Here is a 19,802-nt window from a genome sequence, read left to right on the forward strand (position 1 = left end):
TGATCAATACGCATACAGGGATCGCGTCGCGCACTTGGATAGCCATGTTAAGTACTTTTTCGTGTTTTTTATGTATTTTCTGTCCTGCTGTATCGCAGCGAAACGGGAGCCCTGGACGGTACCGCGCGCCGACTGAAAAAAGTTCAAATATCTTTTGAACGCGCGCCTATGAGGTCAAATATACGTGTCAGTGCTGGAACTTTATCGCGTTAAACTCTTTTTCAGCCGGACACCGTTGTTTCCTTTAATAATTACTGAAAAACAGGATTGTAGGCAGTTAAGTGACGCTGCCTTATATTCTTTAATATATAGTTTCTGATCAGTTATCTTGTTGAAATGTAGAGCAAAAACTGTGATTGCTCCTTCAATTGTGAATGCTGTTGTTAAATAAAGGCCCCAGGCGCGAATGCGTGAGGCACGGCTACAATAGTTCTCAATACAAACCTTATGGCATATAAGATCAGAAACGGTAGCCAATCCCCAGTGAGTACACGAATGGGTCTATATCCACATTCACATTAATACGGGAAGCTCTGTACCCATCTGTGAAAAAGCGAATGGTGGCATCGGTGTCTATATCCAGGTACCAGATGGCCGCGTTCAACTGCCAACGGCTTTCCCGGGCAAAGGCAATATCTATTCCGATTTCCCCTGCCAGGCCCCAGGAATTATCCAGTTTGAGTCTTGCCCGTGATTTTGCACCGAGTACAGTGTCAAAATAGCGCTGGGCCGCACTGTTAATGTGTTCACTCAAAAAGTGGGTGTAGTTCACCCCGACGCCGATATACGGCTGCACGGGGGATTCTGTACATACCGGGTACCACTGCACGCTGAGGGTTGGCGGCAGGTGTTTGATATCTCCCAGGCGCACCCGTCCCAGAGGTTGCCCGGTCACAGGGTCTGGCAAGCCGCGTACATCAAGGTTGTGCTTAAACGGTGCTGCCGCCAGAAGCTCCAGACCCCAGTGATCTGCGAACAGCCAGGTACCGGTAATACTGGCGGAATAGCCGGTATCAACGTAGACTCGAGTGCCAGGCAGTTGGGTGCTATTGAGGTACAGATTGTCAGAATCGTCGTCGGGGTCAACGGCTGCAGCGCCGATGCGAAGAATAAAGTCACCTTTTTTATACTCAGCCAGGGCCTGTCCACTAATGAATACGCAGGCACAAAATGCTGCTACCAAACTGTACTCTTTCATTACTCACTTTCCTGTGGGTTATATCCGCAAATGGGGATTCGCAATCGGTGTAGTCAACAACAGTTATAGGGCACCTTATCAAAATGTAACAACTATCGCGCGCTTTCTGAGGGAAGACAGGAGGTATCGATACAAAGTGGGTTCTTTATAACCTTCTACTGTCAATCCAGCTTTAACCTGATCATGTCTGTATTGCCGAATTCTGTTTTCTTCGTCTGGAACACAGTGAAAGTGCTAGTGATGTTTGATTCTCCGCCAAATACGATTACGGGTTAAGCACTTCACTGGGAGAAAATTATACCTGTGATTGGATGAATACTACATTTAAAAATGCTACCTCATTCATTACTGTCACTAAAACTAATTGTCGGGATTTCGTTCTCTGTGCACTCAACTTAAGCCATTGATGCCATATTCTCCTCTGAAGAGAGGGCTCTTATTTCCCTATCTGTTTTGCACGTATGGAAGCCTTTGCAACAAGCCCTTTGGGGATCTGTTTAAACTGAGGTAAAGGATCACGTGCTCAAGGTTTCTAGGGCCTGTCTACACTAAACATGATAAACTCTGCGAATGAAAATTTCAAAATCACAGTTCAAAATTATTGAGCACCTGCTTCCCGTTCAAAGAGGCAATGTAAAAATCCCTAATATACAGATAATTAATGCCATATTGTATGTCGCCGAGTACGGCTGTAAATGGCGAGGCCTTCCTGAACGATTCGGCAAGTGGTACAGCATTTACATGCGAGCTAATCGCTGGGCCAAGAAAGGGGTTTTAGACCATGTTTTTGGTGTTCTGCAAGATGCAGATGTCGTTAACATCCAAGTTGACACTATTTCACTCGATAGCACTGCGGTAAAAGTACGTCCAGATGGTACAGGAGCATTAAAAAAAACGGTCCACAATCCATTGGAAAATCAAGAGCCGGATGGACAACTAAAATTCACATGGTAGCTGCTGATGATAAAACGGCTGTAACCTTTGCACTCTCACCCGGTCAATCCGGGGATGCACCAGAAGGCCGAAGTCTTCTGGAAACCTTAGAAAACTGTGGGTGGGAAGGCGCTAAAGTTCTAATGGACATAGCCTATGAATGCGATGAAACACGACAGTTGGTATTGGACTTGGGCATGATTCCTGTTGTTCCTCCTAAGGTTAATCGCATCAATCCATGGGAGTACGATCACGAAATATACAAGAAGAGAAACGAAGTTGAGCGCCTTTTCAGGCGACTGAAAGGGTTCAGAAGAATCTTTAGCCGCTTTGACAAGTTGGACGCAGTATTCAGCTTTTTTATCAAATTTTCACTGATCGCTGACAGGCTGATTAGTGTAGACAGGCCCTAGTAATACCAATGATAAAAACGATTTAAATACTGGGGTTGTGTGGAATTGTAAGTGTTGCAGTAACAATATTATGCGCATGTTTCCACCACTAAATATTAATTTGTCATTTTTGTATGATATAATAATACTCTTATAAAATAAGAGTCCGTCGGGGCTATTCGGCGCCAAAATGCTCAGCTATCTTCCAGAAAATGCCAATCAGTTTTTTCTTCGGCAAAAGTACTTGCTGGGCAATTACCGTATGACCACCTCAGGCATTTTTAATTCGGGCGCTTGATGGTTGTGTTGTCAAAACTGTCTTGATGATGAAGGTGTGTATCAACACTTTGTGTGCGGGGCACTTTTTTCACGTTTTGCACAAACGACACACCACCCTATTACCGCAGTTGGTGATGCAGCGTGTCTTATTGACAAAAAGGTCAACTACCGCCTCTGGCAGTACGATTTGACCTGACTCTACCGTTCGCTGTGCAGGGTAGAGCATGTGGTTTTCCTTCAACCGGCAAGTTTTATTGGGAGACCATATGAGAGATTGGCAGAGTCCAACATTGTTGCAGGTATCACACAGTCTTTGCCCATAAATACCAGAAAATAGTAAAAAGGCGGTATTTGGGATTTTACGCAGAGAGATCCGGGCCATATCCTGATTTTTAATGCTCAGCAGGAGTTGAGCTGGCCGGGGCCTGTGCCATAAAAAAAAGCATCCCCTTGTCGTGAAGGTTCCCTGTGCAGTGGATCGCATGGCATACAGTGGGTGCTTAAAGGCAAGTCAGTCATTCGAATATTTCGTGCGTATTTCCCGGTGAAGCCAAGCTTTACCGTCGGGTATTTCTGAGCCGGAGCGTATTGCGCGCGATTGGTTTAGATAGGCAGAGGATTCTAAGGTAGAGCCAGCATCAATCCATAAAAGGTGTCGTTAGAAACAGATGAGATTGGCGGCGCTTTAACCGTGCCCCCCTGGGGGTTTTCGCTGTACCACCTGCTTTGCGGGTGGCTGTTGATTTGCACATTCACGCTGCATTTAATCGCCAACCACACAAGGAGTCACAGGCAATGTTCCAATTTTTCAAATGCAATATCGCTGCCGCAGTCCTGTTGGTCATTCCTTATATAGCCTGGGGTCACAGCGCCATGTTCCCGGACAATTACAAATTTGATGACAGCAACAATGGCGGGCTGCCACAGGAGCTACGTCAGCTGAGTGCCAATTTGCAATCGGTCGAATTTTGCCTGAATGGGAATGCTGGAGGCTACCCGTGCAGAAATATCGACCTGATGGCTTTTTTCTCCAAGTCAAGCATGGGTGGGGGAAGCGCCAATCTAAACGATATCTGGGGGTATTCAGATCCACTCACTGGCGCTGAGATAGCAATAGTGGGCAGGACCAACGGCACTTCATTCGTAGATGTCACCGTGCCCGATACACCGGTGTACCTGGGTTTTCTGCCCTCCCATAACAATGGCACAAGCGCCTGGCGGGATATCAAGGTCTATAACGATCACGCGTTTATTGTCGCCGATGGCTTCAGTAACCGTACACACGGTCTACAGGTTTTTGATTTGCGCACCTTGCGCAACCTGCCCTCGCCAGGGCAGACACTCCGTGAAACCGCCCATATGGGTGGCTTTGGTAACGCGCACAATATCGCCATCAACGAGGATAGTGGCTACGCTTATATCGTCGGCAGCAATCAATGCAGTGGCGGGCTGTATACAGTGGATATTTCCACTCCGAGTAACCCCCGCTACGCAGGATGTTTTTCATCCGATGGTTATACCCATGATGCCCAGTGTGTTATTTACGCCGGTCCGGACGCGTTTTATGTAGGTCGGGAAATTTGTGTTGGCTACAATGAGGACAGTATTACCATTGTGGATATGACCGATAAGCTCAATCCACAACAGCTATCGCGCACAGTGTATCAGGGCTCCAGATATACCCATCAGGGATGGTTTTTGGATGGCAATCACACCTTCTTGATCATGAATGACGAACAGGATGAAACGTCGCGGGGTCAAAATACCACTTCCTATATTTTTGATGTGAGCAACCTGAACAGGCCCGTTGAAACAGGGCGCTATGTGGGGCCCACCAGAGCCATAGATCACAATCTCTATACCAACAATGGTTATGTGTATGAGAGTAATTATCGGGCGGGTCTGCGCATTCTGGATGCGGCCAACATCGCCTCGGGAACTCTTCAGGAAGTAGCCTATTTTGATACGATTCCCGGTTCAAACAGCGCACAGTTCTCCGGCGCCTGGAGTAGCTATGTCTATTTCTCCAGTGGCAATATCATTGTCAGCGATATCGGTAACGGTCTGTATGTCGTACGCCCGAATTGGAATGCAATTCAAAACCAACTGGTGTTGAATTCACAATAATCATACGCCGCAAACAGTCAACGCACCTGTGTGCACTGCGCACAGGTTGCTATACCTTCTCTGGTTTCCAGCCGGTCAGAGGCCCGTGCTATCCGGAGAATTTCAAATTTTTGGAAAATTCAGATGCGAGCAAAAGTGATCTGCCTGCACGGCTATATTGCGATGTGTCTATTTTTTTCCTTGATGGCTAAAGCCATTGAGAGCAATACACCCCTCGAAATAGGCACACCCGCTGCAAGTAGCCAGACGATGCTTCATATTGGAGAGCAATTATTACACAACGCCGAGGCAGCACAAGCCGAATCCGTATCTCTGAGCCTTCACAGTAACCGACTGCGTAAATCCTTGAATCAATTGCGGCGGCAATGGCATGCGCTCCCGCAGGGCAGGGATCAGCCACTGCTTAAACACACAATGCATCTTGTGGCCGAAGAAATTCCCCTGTGGCAGGAGCAAGTCAGCCGTTTGCGCAATCAGGCATTGGATCAGCGCGGGCATGCGCTCACGCTGTTGGAGAAGGCCTTTATACAGATTTGGCGGCCTCATATCCGTTTAACCGACAGGATACGCGGGGCCGACAGTGACAGCTACATCACAGGGCACAACTCCAATATTCGCAGTGTTCATCTGGGAAAAATGAATATGGCTGTTGCTACGAAGGCAAGAGCCCCAACAGCGGACATGAGCCTGGAGATACCCGCACTCAGTGGACAGAATATTCCCGGCGAGCTGAACCTCAGCAGCTTCCGGATTTCCCGCAAGCTCAGTGTCTTTGCCCATATAGAGCCGGAAACAGCTACCACGCTGGTACCGCTCAACCAGATTCACCAATGGCGACTGATCCTGTCGCAACTGAATGGCCAGCCTTTGCGTGGCGCCGAGATTTCAATTGAAGGGCATATGCCGGGACATGTACATGGGTTGCCAACACAACCCCGTGTCACAGAGGAGATGGCGCCGGGGATATACCGGGTACAGGGCGTCAAGTTCCAGATGCCCGGCTGGTGGGTGATGACATTTCATATTCGTGTCAATCAGCAGGATGATGCGGTTACCTTTAATATCCGCCTATAGGCGTTACCGTGACAAGATTACTACTACTTTTTTCTCAGTTGCTGTTCTTTTTTTTACTCAGCGGCACTCCGAAACTGGAATCGGCCGGCGAAACGTATCGCTTCACCAGCGCAGATATTGCATTTCTCAAACGCTTTACCCTTGCTGCACTGCCACCACTGCCGGCAGCACCCGATAACCTTGTGGCCGATAACCCGCGCGCAGCTGCCCTCGGCCAACGGCTGTTTTTCGATACACGCCTGAGCGTCAATGGTCAGGTGGCCTGTGCCAGCTGCCACCAGCCGCACAAGTATTTTACCGACGGGCTGCCCCGGTCCCGTGCGCTGGGCACCACCAGGCGCAATGCGCCCACCATACTCGGCGCCACGCACAGCCCATGGTTGTTCTGGGATGGTCGCAAAGACAGCCTTTGGTCCCAGGCACTGGGGCCCTTGCAGGATAGTAATGAACACGGGCTGGACCGCCTCGGCCTGGTGCGCATTATCCGGCAGCACTATCGGCAAGATTTTGACCAGCTTTTTTCGAATCGAGCAGATTGGGCGCGCCTGAAAACCGTTCTCAACAAACGCAAGAGAACCCCAAGGCTGACAACCAGGCAAAAAGCGGCAGTCAATCGCATTGTGAGTCAAGTGGGCAAGGCCATTATGGCCTACCAGCGAAAATTGAAACTGCACCCTGCACGCTTTGATCGCTTTGTGGATCAGCTGCAGCGGGATAACAGGAATGATCGATTGCTGGCCAGCTTGATGAGTGCAGATGAAGTGGCCGGGATGCGCCTGTTTATGGGGCGCGCCAACTGTGCCAGTTGCCACAATGGCCCCCTGTTTACCAACTACGAGTTCCACAATATCGGCGCACCGGAAGCCGACCCGGAAAATGTGGATCTGGGGCGCTATGCCGGCGTAGAGCTCTTACAGCACGACGCCTTTACCTGTCTCTCTGCACAAAGTGACGCCGGCGTGGATGACTGCGAGGAAATGCGCTTTTTAAAGAAGCAGGGTCGGGAACTGGTGGGCGCATTTAAAACACCAACGTTGCGCAATGTTGCCCACACTGGTCCTTATATGCACGCAGGGCAATTCTCTACCCTGGAAGAGGTGCTGGCACACTACAATCGCCCAACACCACCCTACTATGACCGCAAGCAGCATCCGAGCCGGCCCCACTTTGATATATTACCCCTGGGGCTGGATGAAACACAGATAACACAGCTTATCGCCTTTTTGGAAACCTTGTCGTCACCCATGCCATTGAACGATCCACTGTGGCGCGCACCCTAAACCGATGCACCCTGGTGCCAGCTAGGCCTGGCCAGCTTTGCTGGTGTGTTTGCTCACTGCCGGTGGCTGTCGGGGCCGCTCGAGTATGTTTCTCTTTCGCTTTCTCAGGTGCAAGCCTTCCAAGGCTTCAATACGGTGGTTGATAACGAGACCTTTGGAGTTGAGTAAACCGTACAATATAGGGTAACCCGCACCTTTGTGCCGGATCGCCCGCTCTCACAGTCCCTTTCTGAATGCTTGATCACCCTTGGTGACAACGCGATCGTGGTTCATTCTTGCAAGCGCCGGGCTCACTGAGTGGATTCTGACGGATCCTGTGAGAAGTCACCAGTTTCCTGAGGCGCTTGGTTTGAGCCTCGCGCTTCTTCATGGCTCTGGTGATTTTTTCTTCAGTGTTGCGTTTCTTCAGGTTGGGATCGTTATTGGGATAACTGAACTGGAAATCTCATTGCGCTTATGATGCTAAATTCCGGGAGTAAGTCAAAAAGACTTGAATTTAAGGCACTGTTTCAGGATAGTGCGCGATTGCGTCTGTTGGGCTTGTGGTTTTGATCAGCCCCACCGAGGTGGTCCAGTTTAAATGTTAGTGTATAGTGGGCCGTGGCACTTTCTCCACGGTGGTTTCCGGGGCCGGTGGGCTGTAGCCCACGCACTGTGTGGCCGCTTGGTGTTGTAGTGCTTCCTCCACTCCTCAATAATAATTTCCGCCTCTTGTAACGTATAGAATATTTCACTGGGTAGCTTGACACCCGAGAGTGGACAAGTACTGACCAATGAGAGTGGTGTTGCACTGATCGAGCTGGATGTTGAAGGGCAGGATATTGGCAGTACCGGAGAGATTGTTGTTACCTACGATACCGCCAGTACCAATCAGGCGCCTTTCTCGCCTCTGAGATTTACTATCGTAGAGCCTGCTTTACAGCTGGGTTATTTTAACAATGGGCAGTTTGTACCGGGCAGTCTGGAGATTGTTGCTACTGTGTCTGATGAGTTGGTGGTATCTACAGGCATACCGGACCAGGATTCATTTTCTGTGTCTGCCACGGTTCTGAATACCGGTGGCGACAGCGTGGACGGCGTAACTTCGACAATCAATGTTAAAGCTGCCGATTCTTTCAATAACCCCATTCTCGATGGCACCGCAATCACATTTAAGACCGAGTACGGACGCATAGAGGGGTCCTGTACGACTGTTGGTGGTGATTGTTCCGTGAACTGGACGAGCCAGGATCCCCGGAAACCGCTGGCCTACACCTTCCTTGATGACGATGGTAATGTGGCTTCACTTCGAACCATTTTCAATACGGATTGTAGTGTGCCAGGGGTACCCAGAGGTGTCTCCTGTCCGGCTAGTCTGGGGCAGCCCTATGGTGCGCGCTCTTCGATTCTGGCATATACGCTGGGGCAGGAAAGCTATAATGATGCAAATGGTAACGGGCTGTATGACACCGGAGAAGTTTTCGTTGATTTGCCAGAAGCGTTTCTGGACACCAACGAAGATGGGGCGTTTGGTAACCCCAACGAAGTGGGGAGTTGCCATCCTGACTGCCCCGAAGTAGCGGGTGACGAAGATATTCCTGTGCCTTTGATTGAAAATGATGCCTACGACCAAGGCAATGGTATTTATAATGGCATTCTCTGTTCAGACACTGCCGAAGCAGCGGCTGCCTGCTCCAAGGAACTGGTGCATGTGCGTCAGCAGGTGACGGTTCTGGTAGCGGGAGAAACCCCGTACGCAGGGATCTTTGAAGGTGTCGGCATCAGTGCCCGCCTTAGCTCAGACATCGATATTTCAAGGAGCGATTCCGGTACACGTTATTTCTATCTTTCTGACGTGTACAACGGACGCTTGCCCCTGGGTACGACGATTAAGACTAAATCAGACTATTGTGTCGTGGAGCCAGAGGACAATGCGGTTGCCAATAGCAGTGCATTTGGTCCCAGTCTCTTCCCGATTACAGTTACTGCTCCTGATAATGCCGAGCGGAATGGTTCTGGTTTCGTGAGGATTGAGGTCAATGTGCCGGCCCCCGGAGGTAACACTGGTGGCATTACCAAGACCTGGCGGTTCAGATGTTCCTATGATTTGTGCGTAAACTCGCCTGATGATGAGAAGTGTCAAGATTCCTGATAGTAAGTTTGACCTTTACCGGGCCGCATCAGCGGCCCGGTTGTGTTTTTGCCGCGGCGAATTGGGGGACTGCAGTGGCTATTTTATTGGGTTTATTGCCAGTGGGGCGTCCCGATACTATTGGTAGCCCCGCTTAAAATGGTCCGCGCCGGCCTGACCAGCGGGCCTGATGGGTAGAACCCAGCGCCCGATCTTACGCTTGGATCGTATTTATTCCCATCAGTGTGCGCTATCCAATGCATGAAAAGCCGCTTGACGATTTTTTGTCAAGTGATTTATTTTCAGGGTCAAACCCTGTACTTTGTTACCGGTACTGCACCTGGTTGGTAATTTGGAAACCCTATGAATGAATCTGTAGCTCTTTATCGCGCTTTTTCAGAGTTTCAACCGCCGCGGACCATACGTAGTTGTGAGTACTGTATTAGTGAAAAACAGTTAAAGGTGCTTGCCACAAAAAGGCTGGTGGATATCACCCCGGATGAAATCGCAACTTATGCCGGCTCCGCACTTAAAACGGTTGGTTCGATTGATGATTTTATGTATCTGTTTCCCAGGGTGTTCGATCTGCTTATGAAGGATGCACTCGAATGGGTAGATCCGGAGATTGTCTATGGGGCTATGGTTGAAGCCAACTTCAGCCAATGGGATAAGCGAAAAAAAGACCTTATTCAGGGCCTGTCAAGAAAGAAATATGTAAACGTATTGAAGGGCGGAGATACTATTTTGGGGATAGATGTCTGGTTATGTGCGATCTCCCATATAGAAAATGATCTCAGTTTCTATTTGCAACAACTGGAGCAACCAGAACACGCCCAGGCTTTGTACAGTTTTATTGAGCGGAATATGCAGTCTATCTTCAGCGGCAAACTGCAAAACCCTTTCTGGCGGGATTACCCCGACCAGGAAAAGATCATATTGTCCTGGATGCGTCAGGGAAGGGTTGCAGAGTATTTGCTCAAGGTCTATGGCATGGATTTGAAGAAACGGGCAACAAGTTGAAGCGCTACTTATAACTATTCAGCGTTGCGCTTACTGTTATCCAGAAAATCTGATCGATTAGGTGATAAAATATGCCAAAAAACAGACCTGATTCCGGTGAGGCTTGTAAAAAACAGAAGCTCAAATCTGGGTGCTCAGGCCAGAAGTGCGGCGAGCATACCAATGCAGATAAAACCCGCAATGGCTGCGGTATGCTGATTGTATGCTTGCTTTTTTTTTCGCTGCTGTTTTTTATCTTCGAGAGGGTTCAGAAATCCCATGATGCACAAAAAATTCGCGATATAACTGCTACTCTCGCTGGCTGACTGGAAGTCTGCCAGCGAGGAAGCTCGCTGGATCACCACCATTGCGCTTTTCAATATGATGAAAGAGACAAAAAACGCCTCACAAGGCGACCAGGAAACAGAGGATATCAATTCCTTAAAGCGCTGCTTTGACAACGCGGCACACAAAGCAGGGGTCGAAAGCCAGCTGATTACCGAGCACGCCACGCTTTGTATTGCTCAAATTACACAACAAACCCCATTGGCTGCGCCAGCGACCAGGGAACCTTAATACCGGCGGCAGTTACCCGATGTAGCTACAGGGAGGGGTTTACGTATCGTCAGGTGTCCACTTACTGATAAGGGGACAGCTGATTTTCCCCAATCCTCAACCACGGCCTGGTACTATCGCTCACCGTTGTCTTTAAAGCCGAATTCCAGCAGTCCCTTTTTTTACTGAGTCAGATTATGCAGTTGCCCTCTTCGGCGTTACAGGCCGCTATTGAGAATGCCTACACGACCTTCGCCCGATATCCGCGTTCCGCAGATATCAGTGGTTGCCCTTGCTGTGTCTCGGAGGAAGACCAAAAAGCGCTACGTAGAGCACCTCTCCGTGAGCTTACCAGCAATGATCTAGACAGATATGCCATTAAAGCCATGACCACCTGGGGTGGAGACGAAGACTTCAAGCATTTCCTGCCCAGGCTTCTCGAACTTATCGCCACGAACGCCCCATTAGCTCATTGTAGCGAGGTCATCGCCGGCAAGCTTGTAGAAGCAGAATGGCATAGGTGGTCAGAGCCTGAGCAAAACGCAGTGGTTTTATTTTTCAATGCGTGGTGGCAGTGGGGGCGCTGGGAAGATACCCGGCAAGTAGAAACCTGCTTGTCCACACTGGCCTGTGCGGGGTGGGACGTGTCCAGGCAGTTAAGCGAATGGTGGAATGATGACGCCCCGGCTTCCCGGCAATGCATCATTGCGTTTCTGGCAAGTCAGGTGAATGTACTCACCCAGGGAGAGTCACCATCAGCCTTTTGAGGAAAAGATGGCACTCAGGTTTTAAAAACCTGGCTGGATGACGTTGTACAGGTACCCGCACTACTTTCGCTCGCCCTGGAGCATCCCATCGACACAGAAGTGTACGATTTATATACAATAGCGTCCCTGCGCCTTGGCAGCAGCGCCGCAGATACCTGGTTTGAAGAGTACTATGCCCGCCACCTAAGCGTACATTAGGGTCAAGGGCTGATCACCCCGCCGTACTGGGTTTAGATGAGACGGAGTTGCAGGGGTATTAATCCGGCACTGCGCGTGAAATTTGATCGGCCGTAATTTCAGTCGACTCATTAAGGCTCGTTTCGCGAAATTGTAGATTGGCCAGACGGGCGTAGAGTGCACAGTTGCGCAGCAGTTCCTGATGTGTGCCAGTGGCGATGACCCGGCCCTGATCCAGCACGGCAATTTTATCTGCATGCAAAATAGTGGACAGGCGGTGCGCAATGATGACAGTTGTGCGGCCGCGCATTAGTTCCTGTAGTGCCAGTTGAACCTGGTGTTCACTCTCGGTATCCAGCGCACTGGTAGCTTCGTCCAGTAATAATATGGGGGGATTGTTGAGGATGGCTCGGGCCAGTGCAATGCGTTGGCGCTGGCCACCCGAAAGGCGAACACCCTGTTCCCCCAGATGGCTTTGGTAGCCCTCAGGCAGCGCGCTAATGAATTCGTGAGCGTGTGCGGCACGGGCGGCGGCAATGATCTCTTCTTCGCTGGCATCGAGTTTGCCGTAACGAATGTTGTAGCGGACATCGCCGGTGAACAGTGCCGGCTGCTGGGGTACCAGCGCCAGGCTTTCTCGCAGCTGCTCCAGGCTGAGGGTGCGAATATCGTGACCGTCTAATTCAATGCGGCCCTGCTGTGGGTTGTAAAAGCGCTGCAGCATTTCGAATACAGTGGATTTTCCCGCACCGGAAGGGCCTACCAGTGCAAGGCTTTTGCCTGCTTCTATGGTGAGGGAGAAATTGTCCAGCGCGCGTTGATTGAGTCGGGTCGGGTAGCTGAAACTGATGTTGGTCATGCGCAGTTCGGGCTGCTTGCTGAGGGCGGTAACAGCGGATTTTTCTGGCGATGAAATGAGGCTGGGCGTATCAATAAGCTCGACTAACCGTTCGGCGGCGCCTGCGGCTCGCAGTAAATCACCCCAGACCTCGGATATTGTCGCGAAGCCTGATCCAACCATGATCGCGTAGAAGGCAAAGGCGCCGAGCTCGCCACCACTCATGCGTCCGCTCAGCACATCCTGCCCTCCTTCCCAAAGCATGCCAGACATGCCAATAAATAGCAGTAAGATTGCTGCGCAGATGAGCAGTGAGCGCTGCCAGATGCGTCGTCGTGCAATGGCAAAGGCGATTTCAACTTCGCGCGAAAACGCGCTGCTTTCGAAGTTCTCCCGGGTGTAGCTTTGCACCACGCGAATATGCTGAATCACTTCCCCTGCATAGCTACCGACACTTGCGATACTGTCCTGGCTTTCGTTAGAGAGTTTCTTAACCCGGCGGCCAAACACGAGGATCGGTAGCAAAATCAGCGGTACCCCGACGGTGATAATGAGGCTGAGCTTGAGATTCGTGATAAACATCATCACCAGCGCCCCTGTTGTGGTGAGGCTGCTGCGCAAGGCCATGCTAAAAGAGGAGCCAATAATGGTTTGCAGTAAGGTGGTGTCGGTGGTCAGCCGAGACATGATTTCGCCCGAGCGATTCGTCTCGAAGTAGCCCGGATGTAACCGGACGAGGTTATCGAAGACGGCTTTGCGAATATCGGCACTCACTCGCTCTCCCAGCCAGGACACAAGGTAAAACCGGATAAAAGTGCCCACAGCCATCGCTGTTGCGAGCATAATCAGCAAGGTAATGGCGCTCTTCAAGTCGGCGCTGGAGTCACCGTTAAAGCCGTTGTCGATGAGTACTTGCACGCCCCTACCCATAGAGAGCGTCGCGCCGGCAGTGAAGAGGAGGGCAGCGATGGCAGCCACAACGCGCAGTTTGTAGTGGGCGAGAAAACCGAATATCGGACGCAGCGAGCCGACGCCTTGAGCCTTGCCTTCGCTCACAATGGGTATCTCCGTGTCCGTGGCAGATCAATAGTTTGGACTGATTGGGGCTTCATCACTGCTGTGGTCACTGCCGGTTGGGGGGTGTTAGTGTAATGATTTCGCTCGGCTATGGATATTCGCCTGGTATGCACTGAACTGATATCCCAGGCCCGCTCCAGAGGGGGCACGCCGCATGACAGGGCAGTTTGAAGGCAGGGTCGTCATAGTTACAGGCGACAGTAGAGGGCTGGGTCAGGCAATGTCGCTGGGCTTTGCCGTGGAGGGGGCAAGCGTCTGGTGGCGTTGGAGAAGAATCAATCATAGACGCTCACAAATTGAGAGAGTCGGCCTTAGGGCTGTTTTTTTCTCCTCGACAGGCCTGTAGACCGTTAAGAAGGTATATCCGATTAGCTTCTGAGGTTGATTGACTCAGCTGTCTAAAATTGAAGCATAAGGAGGTCGCAATTGGTACGGATACCCGCTTAATAGCGGTTTGTAATCGATTCAGCTACTGGCGGAAAGATGGATTTTACAGTTTCCCAAGCTATGTACCCAGCGTATCAGCAAGTCGAGCCTGCTCAAGCGGTATAAGTCCAATCAAATTGCCTCCGGCAAACCCAGCCTGATTCAGCCGGTGTTCTCCAGAGGCAATAGGATACGTTTTCCAGCAAGCTCCTGGTTTAGGGCAAAGAAAGGCATCTGGTGACTGCCTTTCCGGTATCCCTCAAGCTTGGCCAAAAGCTTGGCCTTTTTATTTGGCTTGCTATCAACTGTTGGTCTAGCCTAATGGGCCTAGAATTTTTCCGGGGATTGCTTAGCAACTGCGCTTGCGGTTAAGGCGTCAGTTGTGTGGGTGAAGCTGACAGGTATTTCCGCGCTTGCCGCAGCTTGTACCGCTGCCAACGCGTTAATAATGCCGTACCCGTAGAACCGGTTTGGGGATGCCGTATTATCGGCAGTATTGCGTAGAATATCCCGAACTTGAGACGCGCTAAGATTGGGGTTGGACTGGAGTAATAACGCAGCGACTCCCGCAGTTAATGGGCAAGAAAAAGACGTACCGTTGGCATACGAATAGCGGGTATTTGAGCTTGAACTGGCGACGCGCACGCTTGAACCCATCGCCATAACGTCCGGTTTGATTCGACCGTCAGCCGATAACCCGACCGAGCTAAAGAATGAACGCGAACCTGACGAAGTCACCGCGCCAACCGCCAGGACAAAATGACCGTCGGAAGGCGCACCTAAGGTATTTTGGCTTGAGTTTCCACTATTACCTGTAGAATTAATTACCACGATACCTTTTTCTGCTGCGAGGTCGGCACAAATTGTAACGATGGCGGTGTCACCGTCCATATCCGACGGAGAATAGTCGCCGCCGGAGTCAAAGTCATTGTAACCTAAGGAGCTGGTAATAATTTGCGCACCGTTTGTATCTGCCCACTCAGCCGCTGCGCACCAGTTATCTTCTTCGACGTGTAATTCTGATTCGGTATTTTCGGTTTTGGCTAAATAATACGTCGCGCCGTACGCCGGGCCGATTAAATTGCCTGGGCTATAACCACCGATGGTGCTGAGAGTGTTGGTACCATGACTACCGTTGCCCATGCCGCCGTCACCCACATCCGTGTCACCGTTGACAAAATCCCAGGTGCCGGCGATATACATTTGATTAAACGTTTCATGGGTTAATCGATTGAAGCCTGAATCAAAAATAGCCACGATGACTCCGCTACCGTTATAGCCCATATCGTGAACAGGGGGTACGTTGATTTGATTATTCTGGGTAAAAGAATTGCCATAATCTAACAAAGTAGCTACCCCAGGTTGCGTCGGCAGTGGCTGCTGCATGTCTTTAAGTGGTTGCCGCGAGCTAACTGGATTGGGTTTACGCTTGATCGATTTCACCAAGGTGATTTTCTTAATGAATTTCAGTTTGGATAATTGCGCTAGCACTATCGGTGTGGTTTCTACGGAGACGGCATTAAGCGCTTTTAACTGATGTCTTATTTTACCCACTTTAGCCTTGACCGAATCAAGGTACTCAGGATTGATCGGTATATCGGTCAAGTCGACCAGGTTATCGACGCCACGATTGACAATCCGACGTTGTAAAGCGCGCGATGAAAGAGACTGTTTTGCTGCTAACAGTTTTGCATCGAGATTGTCTCCTTTATCTTTAAAATAAATAAAGGCCGAAACTTGCTGTTGCGCTTTTTCTGTGGATAAAAAATTTTGTATTTTGTGTGAGAGTATGTTTGAGTTGGTTTGCGCTGTCAGACTCGATGATAGAAAAACCAATAGCGCAGCTAGGCCGGTTAAAAATTTATACTTTCTTATATTGATCTGGAACATTGGTTTAGTTCTTCCTTGTAATAGTTAATTAAATGGGCTTTATACATCTGAATTTTTACATGCCTTTTTTGAACAGGATCCAGGCTAGATAGTTTTCATCCTCAATTAAGGGTTCGCGGTTTCAAGTAATAACTGCAATTTCATTACGCGGCAAGCAAATCTGCTCGCTGTCCCATAAATAGTTCGTTTGGTGATCGACAGCCCCTCGTCTTTCTCGGACGGTTGTTAAGTCGATCCATCACTGCTCTTCTCACCTCCAGCTGTGTCACTTTTTTCAAGTCTGTACCTTTCGGTAAATATTGACGCAGCAAGCCATTAGTATCGCGGATTCAACCTTGAAGTGCATATCTCCGATCCGCTTTGGTCTTGAACTTCGATTTGTATACCTTTTGTCTTAAGTCAAAGGCCATCTTCCTGCGAGGAGGATAGCTTAAACGACTGTGTTCTGTTCCTCTCAAATGGGATTTACTATTAAGGAGCTATTGTCGTTATAGTTTTAGACTTGCCTGCTGGAACCTTCACTTCGACATAGGAGATTGGAACCCCATTAATACTGGCAGCTGAAGCAGTCCTTGCTGCGCCATTTATGTACAGAGTTTTATGAGAACCTTCAAACTGAGCTTTCCAAGTTAATGTTTGCGTTGAGTTTTGTTGGTTTGTGAGGGTTGATGTATGGGTCCCTTGATGGCGAAGATTGACGAGGTTATCAATGGTTCGGTTATAGTCTGTGACATCCATTATGCTTTGGCCAACAGGTAAATTATTAACCTGAACATAGTCTAATTCGAGAGGTAATCTTGACAAGGTTTCGATGGTATTTTTATAAACTTTGGGTTTATAGCCCATCATGTAAGAGATAATATTAGAGACGTTGGTAAAGGCAATTTCAGGGTAGGTTCTTTGCTTCTGTTCTTCTGACTGGTTGCTGTAAAAGCGTGATAGATTTCTCTGCATCCAGTGCCAAGCTTCTTCGTTTTTACCGTAGTTATAGAAGACTTCTGGAAGATATGTAATGGCTTCTTCGTTAAGCCCCCTTGTCAACACTTTCTCGTGAATAAATTGTAAATAGTCATCTGCCTTTTTGCCAGGTTCCAACAGTTCTTTTAATGGCATAAAATAGCTGTTCTCATGCCCCCATCCGTAAATTGCATTACCGTGACCGTCGAATGCTCTGGCATAGGTTTTTAAATTGTCGTTGTACCATTGGGATCGAAAAAGATTTAACGTGGTCGCTGCTCGGGTTTTATACGTATCTGCCTCAGCATTGAGTGCGCTTGCCTGATTGGGGTCAAGGTTTGCTCTTGCTCTCAATATGCCTTCCATCGCCAGTAAAGACTGGTATTGAACACCCAATGTATCGCCTGCTTCGGCTACCCGCCTCATACTGTTTTCAATGCGATAAAGTTCGTGATTTCCGCCAGTTCCTGATAAATCAACTCTGATAACAACGTCCTGAAGGTTGTTCCAGTCAAGGGTAAACTCGTGCTGGTCGAAATAAGATGGGTATCTGACATCTGTCATATCAATCACTAAACGATTTTCAGTACCATTTGAAAACTTAAACTCAAAAGAGGACTTTATTCTATTGGATTTATTGTTTTTAATGTCTTTAAAGTAATTGGCCTTAAGCGTCACCTCATTATTACTGACGGTGTAGTCTTTTTCATCTATTAAAGGCAGTTTGCCGTCGGTAATGGATTGAAGTGTAACCCCTGCTGGAAGGTTGAGTTTTATCGTCTGGTTGGCAATGGGGTCTCTGGTGTTAATTCGCAGGTAGTCATGATCGAGTAAAGGTGCTGTGCCATCGGCTCTTAAAAGGTTGTTTATCTTAACGTGCACAAAGTTATCTTTGCCATTTCTAAAGCGTATCTTTAACGATACATCCTGAACACCCAATTTATTAAAATATTCCTTCTTAATCGTTAAGGTGTAAGGCGCTGTATTCATGTTATAAACCATATCATCTTTCGTTAAATGGCTGTCTCCTTCAAATTCCCACAACGTGGGCAGTATGCCTTCATGGCTTCGGTTATCGGCGATTCCATTGCCATTAAAATCATAAATATCAGAAAATTCATTATGGAGAGTTCGGCCATAATTGACAAATACATCAGAAACCCATCTTGGATCACCTGTGTACTCGTACATGGTGTAGATTTTTTCCAAAAGTTCATAGGGCGCAGGCAGTTCCTGAAATCCTGAATCCATATAGTAGGGGAAACCGTAAAAATTATAGGACCAAAGCGTCCAGTATTTCGTCCAATAGCTTTTATTTCTTGCCGTCGCTTCAGGATCTGCCGGGTCAACCGCGTTGATGTCTATGCGTGTATCTTTCAACGCATCGAGTGCGAATTGAGAAAGCATTTTATGGTTTTCTTCATTCAAACTTAAGATAGACCCTCCTTCTACCTGGTGGGCTATATCTCTCAGGCAAAAATTTTCACGGTATCCTTGTGCAGTCGGGCTCGGGGCACCATGGTAGCTTCCCCAAAATGACGAAATAGCAGGTGTGCCGTACTCTCTGAAACGAGTAATTCGATTATCGATTTCAGTCGTCGGATATTGCCTTGGGCCAACAACGAGGCTGTCATAAATATACCTTATGGACTCAGAAATAGACTCATCCAGGTCTTTATTGCTCGATGTCACCTCAATTAAATGATTAGGGCGAATTCTTGGATCAATCCCATTATTTTCACTCGCTGCGTTACGCGCTACTAGTAAAGTTAAAAGAGCAGTGGATAGGATGGAAGTGCGCTTCCAAGAAAGACTTATAGTATTTTTAATCATAGCTATTATCCAAAATTTAGCAGATAATGGTAGTGTATATACCCATATACCTTCGAGGATTAGGTTTCGAGAATGAAAAAGTCACTCAAAATATGTGCTGAACAGGATTATCAATACCTAAATTTCAAACGCTTTGAATATATTAAACGGATATATTCTATTTGGATAAAAAAATTGACATCTTCCCCATCCTGACGGACGGCGATGCCCAGCCGTAAGAGTTTCGGACTGCTATCGGGTATCGTCCGACAATTATAGACGCCCACAAATTGAGCGGGTCGGACTTGAGGCTGTTTTTTCTCCTCGACAGGCTTATTAGACAGTTAAGAAAGGTATAACCGATTAGTTCCTGACGTTGATTTACACAACTGTCTAAAATTCAAGCATGAGGAAATCGCAATTGGTACGGGTACCCGTTTAATCGCTGTTTGTAATCGATTCAGATACTGGTGGGAAGGCAGAATTTACAGTCTCGCAAGCTATGTACCCAGCGTTTATGCTGCTCAGTGCAGACCTGCCGGATTTTCTCTGCTGCGCCGACTAAACGCTTGAAGCAGCTTTCGAAGTTACGGTTGGGCTAGAACCCGTGTTTGGGGGAAATACCCAAGCGCTGTAGGATGGGTGGGGTATCGGCGGCAATAGCGCCGCGTTTTTTGGCATCTAAATGCCGCCCACTCCAGTCAATGAGTTCCAGGTAGTGATCCAGCTGAAAGGGGAGCCCTTTGAGTATATTTAGCCGCGCCGCGCCGCGCCGGCAAAGGGCAGAAGGTTTTGCGGCTGTTGCGCAGAGGCGGCTGCGCGAATACCTTGTCGAATTGAGGGGTAATAGGGCTTAGCGTTTGGTGCGGTTGGCTTTTTATCTTTATGTGAGCGGCGAACCTGACAGAAAC

The 19,802-nt window shown here is 48.7% G+C and carries 12 protein-coding genes and 2 pseudogenes; 7 read left to right on the forward strand and 7 right to left on the reverse strand.

The features are described from left to right. Positions 1–460: 460 nt before the first annotated feature. Positions 461–1,198, reverse strand: a complete 738-nt coding sequence (locus tag Q5Y71_RS14525) for an OmpW family protein (RefSeq protein WP_306042827.1) — start codon at positions 1,196–1,198, stop codon at positions 461–463. A gap of 570 nt (positions 1,199–1,768) precedes the next feature. On the opposite strand from Q5Y71_RS14525, the gene Q5Y71_RS14530 reads away from it, so the two are divergent. The 4 genes from Q5Y71_RS14530 to Q5Y71_RS14545 all read left to right on the forward strand — a co-directional run bounded on the left by Q5Y71_RS14530 (position 1,769) and on the right by Q5Y71_RS14545 (position 7,283). Continuing rightward, positions 1,769–2,544 (forward strand): IS5 family transposase gene (locus Q5Y71_RS14530; protein WP_306042828.1). Its coding sequence is split into 2 segments (ribosomal slippage): positions 1,769–2,084 and positions 2,084–2,544, totalling 777 coding nucleotides; the frame shifts between segments, so codons are not numbered across the junction. Positions 2,545–3,597: 1,053 nt separating this feature from the next. Continuing rightward, positions 3,598–4,929 (forward strand): choice-of-anchor B family protein, encoded by a 1,332-nt coding sequence (locus tag Q5Y71_RS14535; RefSeq protein WP_306042829.1) that lies wholly within the window; start codon positions 3,598–3,600, stop codon positions 4,927–4,929. A gap of 123 nt (positions 4,930–5,052) precedes the next feature. Further along, complete coding sequence (locus Q5Y71_RS14540) at positions 5,053–6,003, forward strand: FixH family protein (RefSeq protein ID WP_306042830.1); 951 nt, start codon at positions 5,053–5,055, stop codon at positions 6,001–6,003. A gap of 8 nt (positions 6,004–6,011) precedes the next feature. After that, the gene (locus tag Q5Y71_RS14545; protein WP_306042831.1) at positions 6,012–7,283 is read left to right on the forward strand and encodes a cytochrome-c peroxidase; all 1,272 of its coding nucleotides are present in this window, start codon (positions 6,012–6,014) and stop codon (positions 7,281–7,283) included. A gap of 583 nt (positions 7,284–7,866) precedes the next feature. Here the strand turns inward: Q5Y71_RS14545 and Q5Y71_RS14550 are convergent. Then, positions 7,867–8,024: pseudogene (locus Q5Y71_RS14550) on the reverse strand (integrase core domain-containing protein); the annotation flags it as partial. 1 nt (position 8,025) lies between these two features. On the opposite strand from Q5Y71_RS14550, the gene Q5Y71_RS14555 reads away from it, so the two are divergent. Next, positions 8,026–9,414, forward strand: a complete 1,389-nt coding sequence (locus tag Q5Y71_RS14555; protein ID WP_306042832.1) for a hypothetical protein — start codon at positions 8,026–8,028, stop codon at positions 9,412–9,414. Positions 9,415–9,756: 342 nt separating this feature from the next. Then, the gene (locus Q5Y71_RS14560) at positions 9,757–10,413 is read left to right on the forward strand and encodes a hypothetical protein (RefSeq protein ID WP_306042833.1); all 657 of its coding nucleotides are present in this window, start codon (positions 9,757–9,759) and stop codon (positions 10,411–10,413) included. A 134-nt stretch (positions 10,414–10,547) separates the two neighbouring features. Here Q5Y71_RS14560 and Q5Y71_RS14565 read toward each other — a convergent pair whose 3' ends face one another. Beyond that, positions 10,548–10,853, reverse strand: coding sequence for a hypothetical protein (locus Q5Y71_RS14565; RefSeq protein WP_306042834.1), 306 nt, complete (start codon positions 10,851–10,853; stop codon positions 10,548–10,550). A 291-nt stretch (positions 10,854–11,144) separates the two neighbouring features. Between Q5Y71_RS14565 and Q5Y71_RS14570 the strand changes: the two genes are divergently transcribed. Then, on the forward strand, positions 11,145–11,714 hold the full coding sequence (locus Q5Y71_RS14570; RefSeq protein WP_306042835.1) for a hypothetical protein: 570 nt from the start codon (positions 11,145–11,147) through the stop codon (positions 11,712–11,714). 256 nt (positions 11,715–11,970) lie between these two features. Here Q5Y71_RS14570 and Q5Y71_RS14575 read toward each other — a convergent pair whose 3' ends face one another. The 4 genes and pseudogenes from Q5Y71_RS14575 to Q5Y71_RS14590 form a co-directional block, all read right to left on the reverse strand. After that, positions 11,971–13,785 carry an ABC transporter transmembrane domain-containing protein gene (locus tag Q5Y71_RS14575; protein ID WP_306042836.1) on the reverse strand — a complete coding sequence of 605 codons (1,815 nt, stop codon included), beginning with the start codon at positions 13,783–13,785 and terminating at the stop codon, positions 11,971–11,973. A gap of 774 nt (positions 13,786–14,559) precedes the next feature. After that, positions 14,560–16,122 carry a S8 family serine peptidase gene (locus Q5Y71_RS14580; RefSeq protein WP_306042837.1) on the reverse strand — a complete coding sequence of 521 codons (1,563 nt, stop codon included), beginning with the start codon at positions 16,120–16,122 and terminating at the stop codon, positions 14,560–14,562. 143 nt (positions 16,123–16,265) lie between these two features. After that, positions 16,266–16,445: pseudogene (locus Q5Y71_RS14585) on the reverse strand (IS30 family transposase); the annotation flags it as partial. A 148-nt stretch (positions 16,446–16,593) separates the two neighbouring features. Beyond that, positions 16,594–18,912 (reverse strand): X2-like carbohydrate binding domain-containing protein, encoded by a 2,319-nt coding sequence (locus Q5Y71_RS14590; protein WP_306042838.1) that lies wholly within the window; start codon positions 18,910–18,912, stop codon positions 16,594–16,596. Positions 18,913–19,802 lie beyond the last annotated feature (890 nt).

It is taken from the genome of Microbulbifer sp. 2205BS26-8 (genome assembly GCF_030731025.1).
GTDB classification, from domain to species: Bacteria; Pseudomonadota; Gammaproteobacteria; order Pseudomonadales; family Cellvibrionaceae; genus Microbulbifer; species Microbulbifer spongiae.

Coding starts and splice junctions, on each gene's coding strand:
- Q5Y71_RS14525 (WP_306042827.1), bottom strand. CDS start 1,198: ATGAAAGAGTACAGTTTGGTAGCAGCATTTTGTGCCTGCGTATTCATT.
- Q5Y71_RS14535 (WP_306042829.1), top strand. CDS start 3,598: ATGTTCCAATTTTTCAAATGCAATATCGCTGCCGCAGTCCTGTTGGTC.
- Q5Y71_RS14540 (WP_306042830.1), top strand. CDS start 5,053: ATGCGAGCAAAAGTGATCTGCCTGCACGGCTATATTGCGATGTGTCTA.
- Q5Y71_RS14560 (WP_306042833.1), top strand. CDS start 9,757: ATGAATGAATCTGTAGCTCTTTATCGCGCTTTTTCAGAGTTTCAACCG.
- Q5Y71_RS14570 (WP_306042835.1), top strand. CDS start 11,145: ATGCAGTTGCCCTCTTCGGCGTTACAGGCCGCTATTGAGAATGCCTAC.
- Q5Y71_RS14580 (WP_306042837.1), bottom strand. CDS start 16,122: ATGTTCCAGATCAATATAAGAAAGTATAAATTTTTAACCGGCCTAGCT.
- Q5Y71_RS14590 (WP_306042838.1), bottom strand. CDS start 18,912: ATGATTAAAAATACTATAAGTCTTTCTTGGAAGCGCACTTCCATCCTA.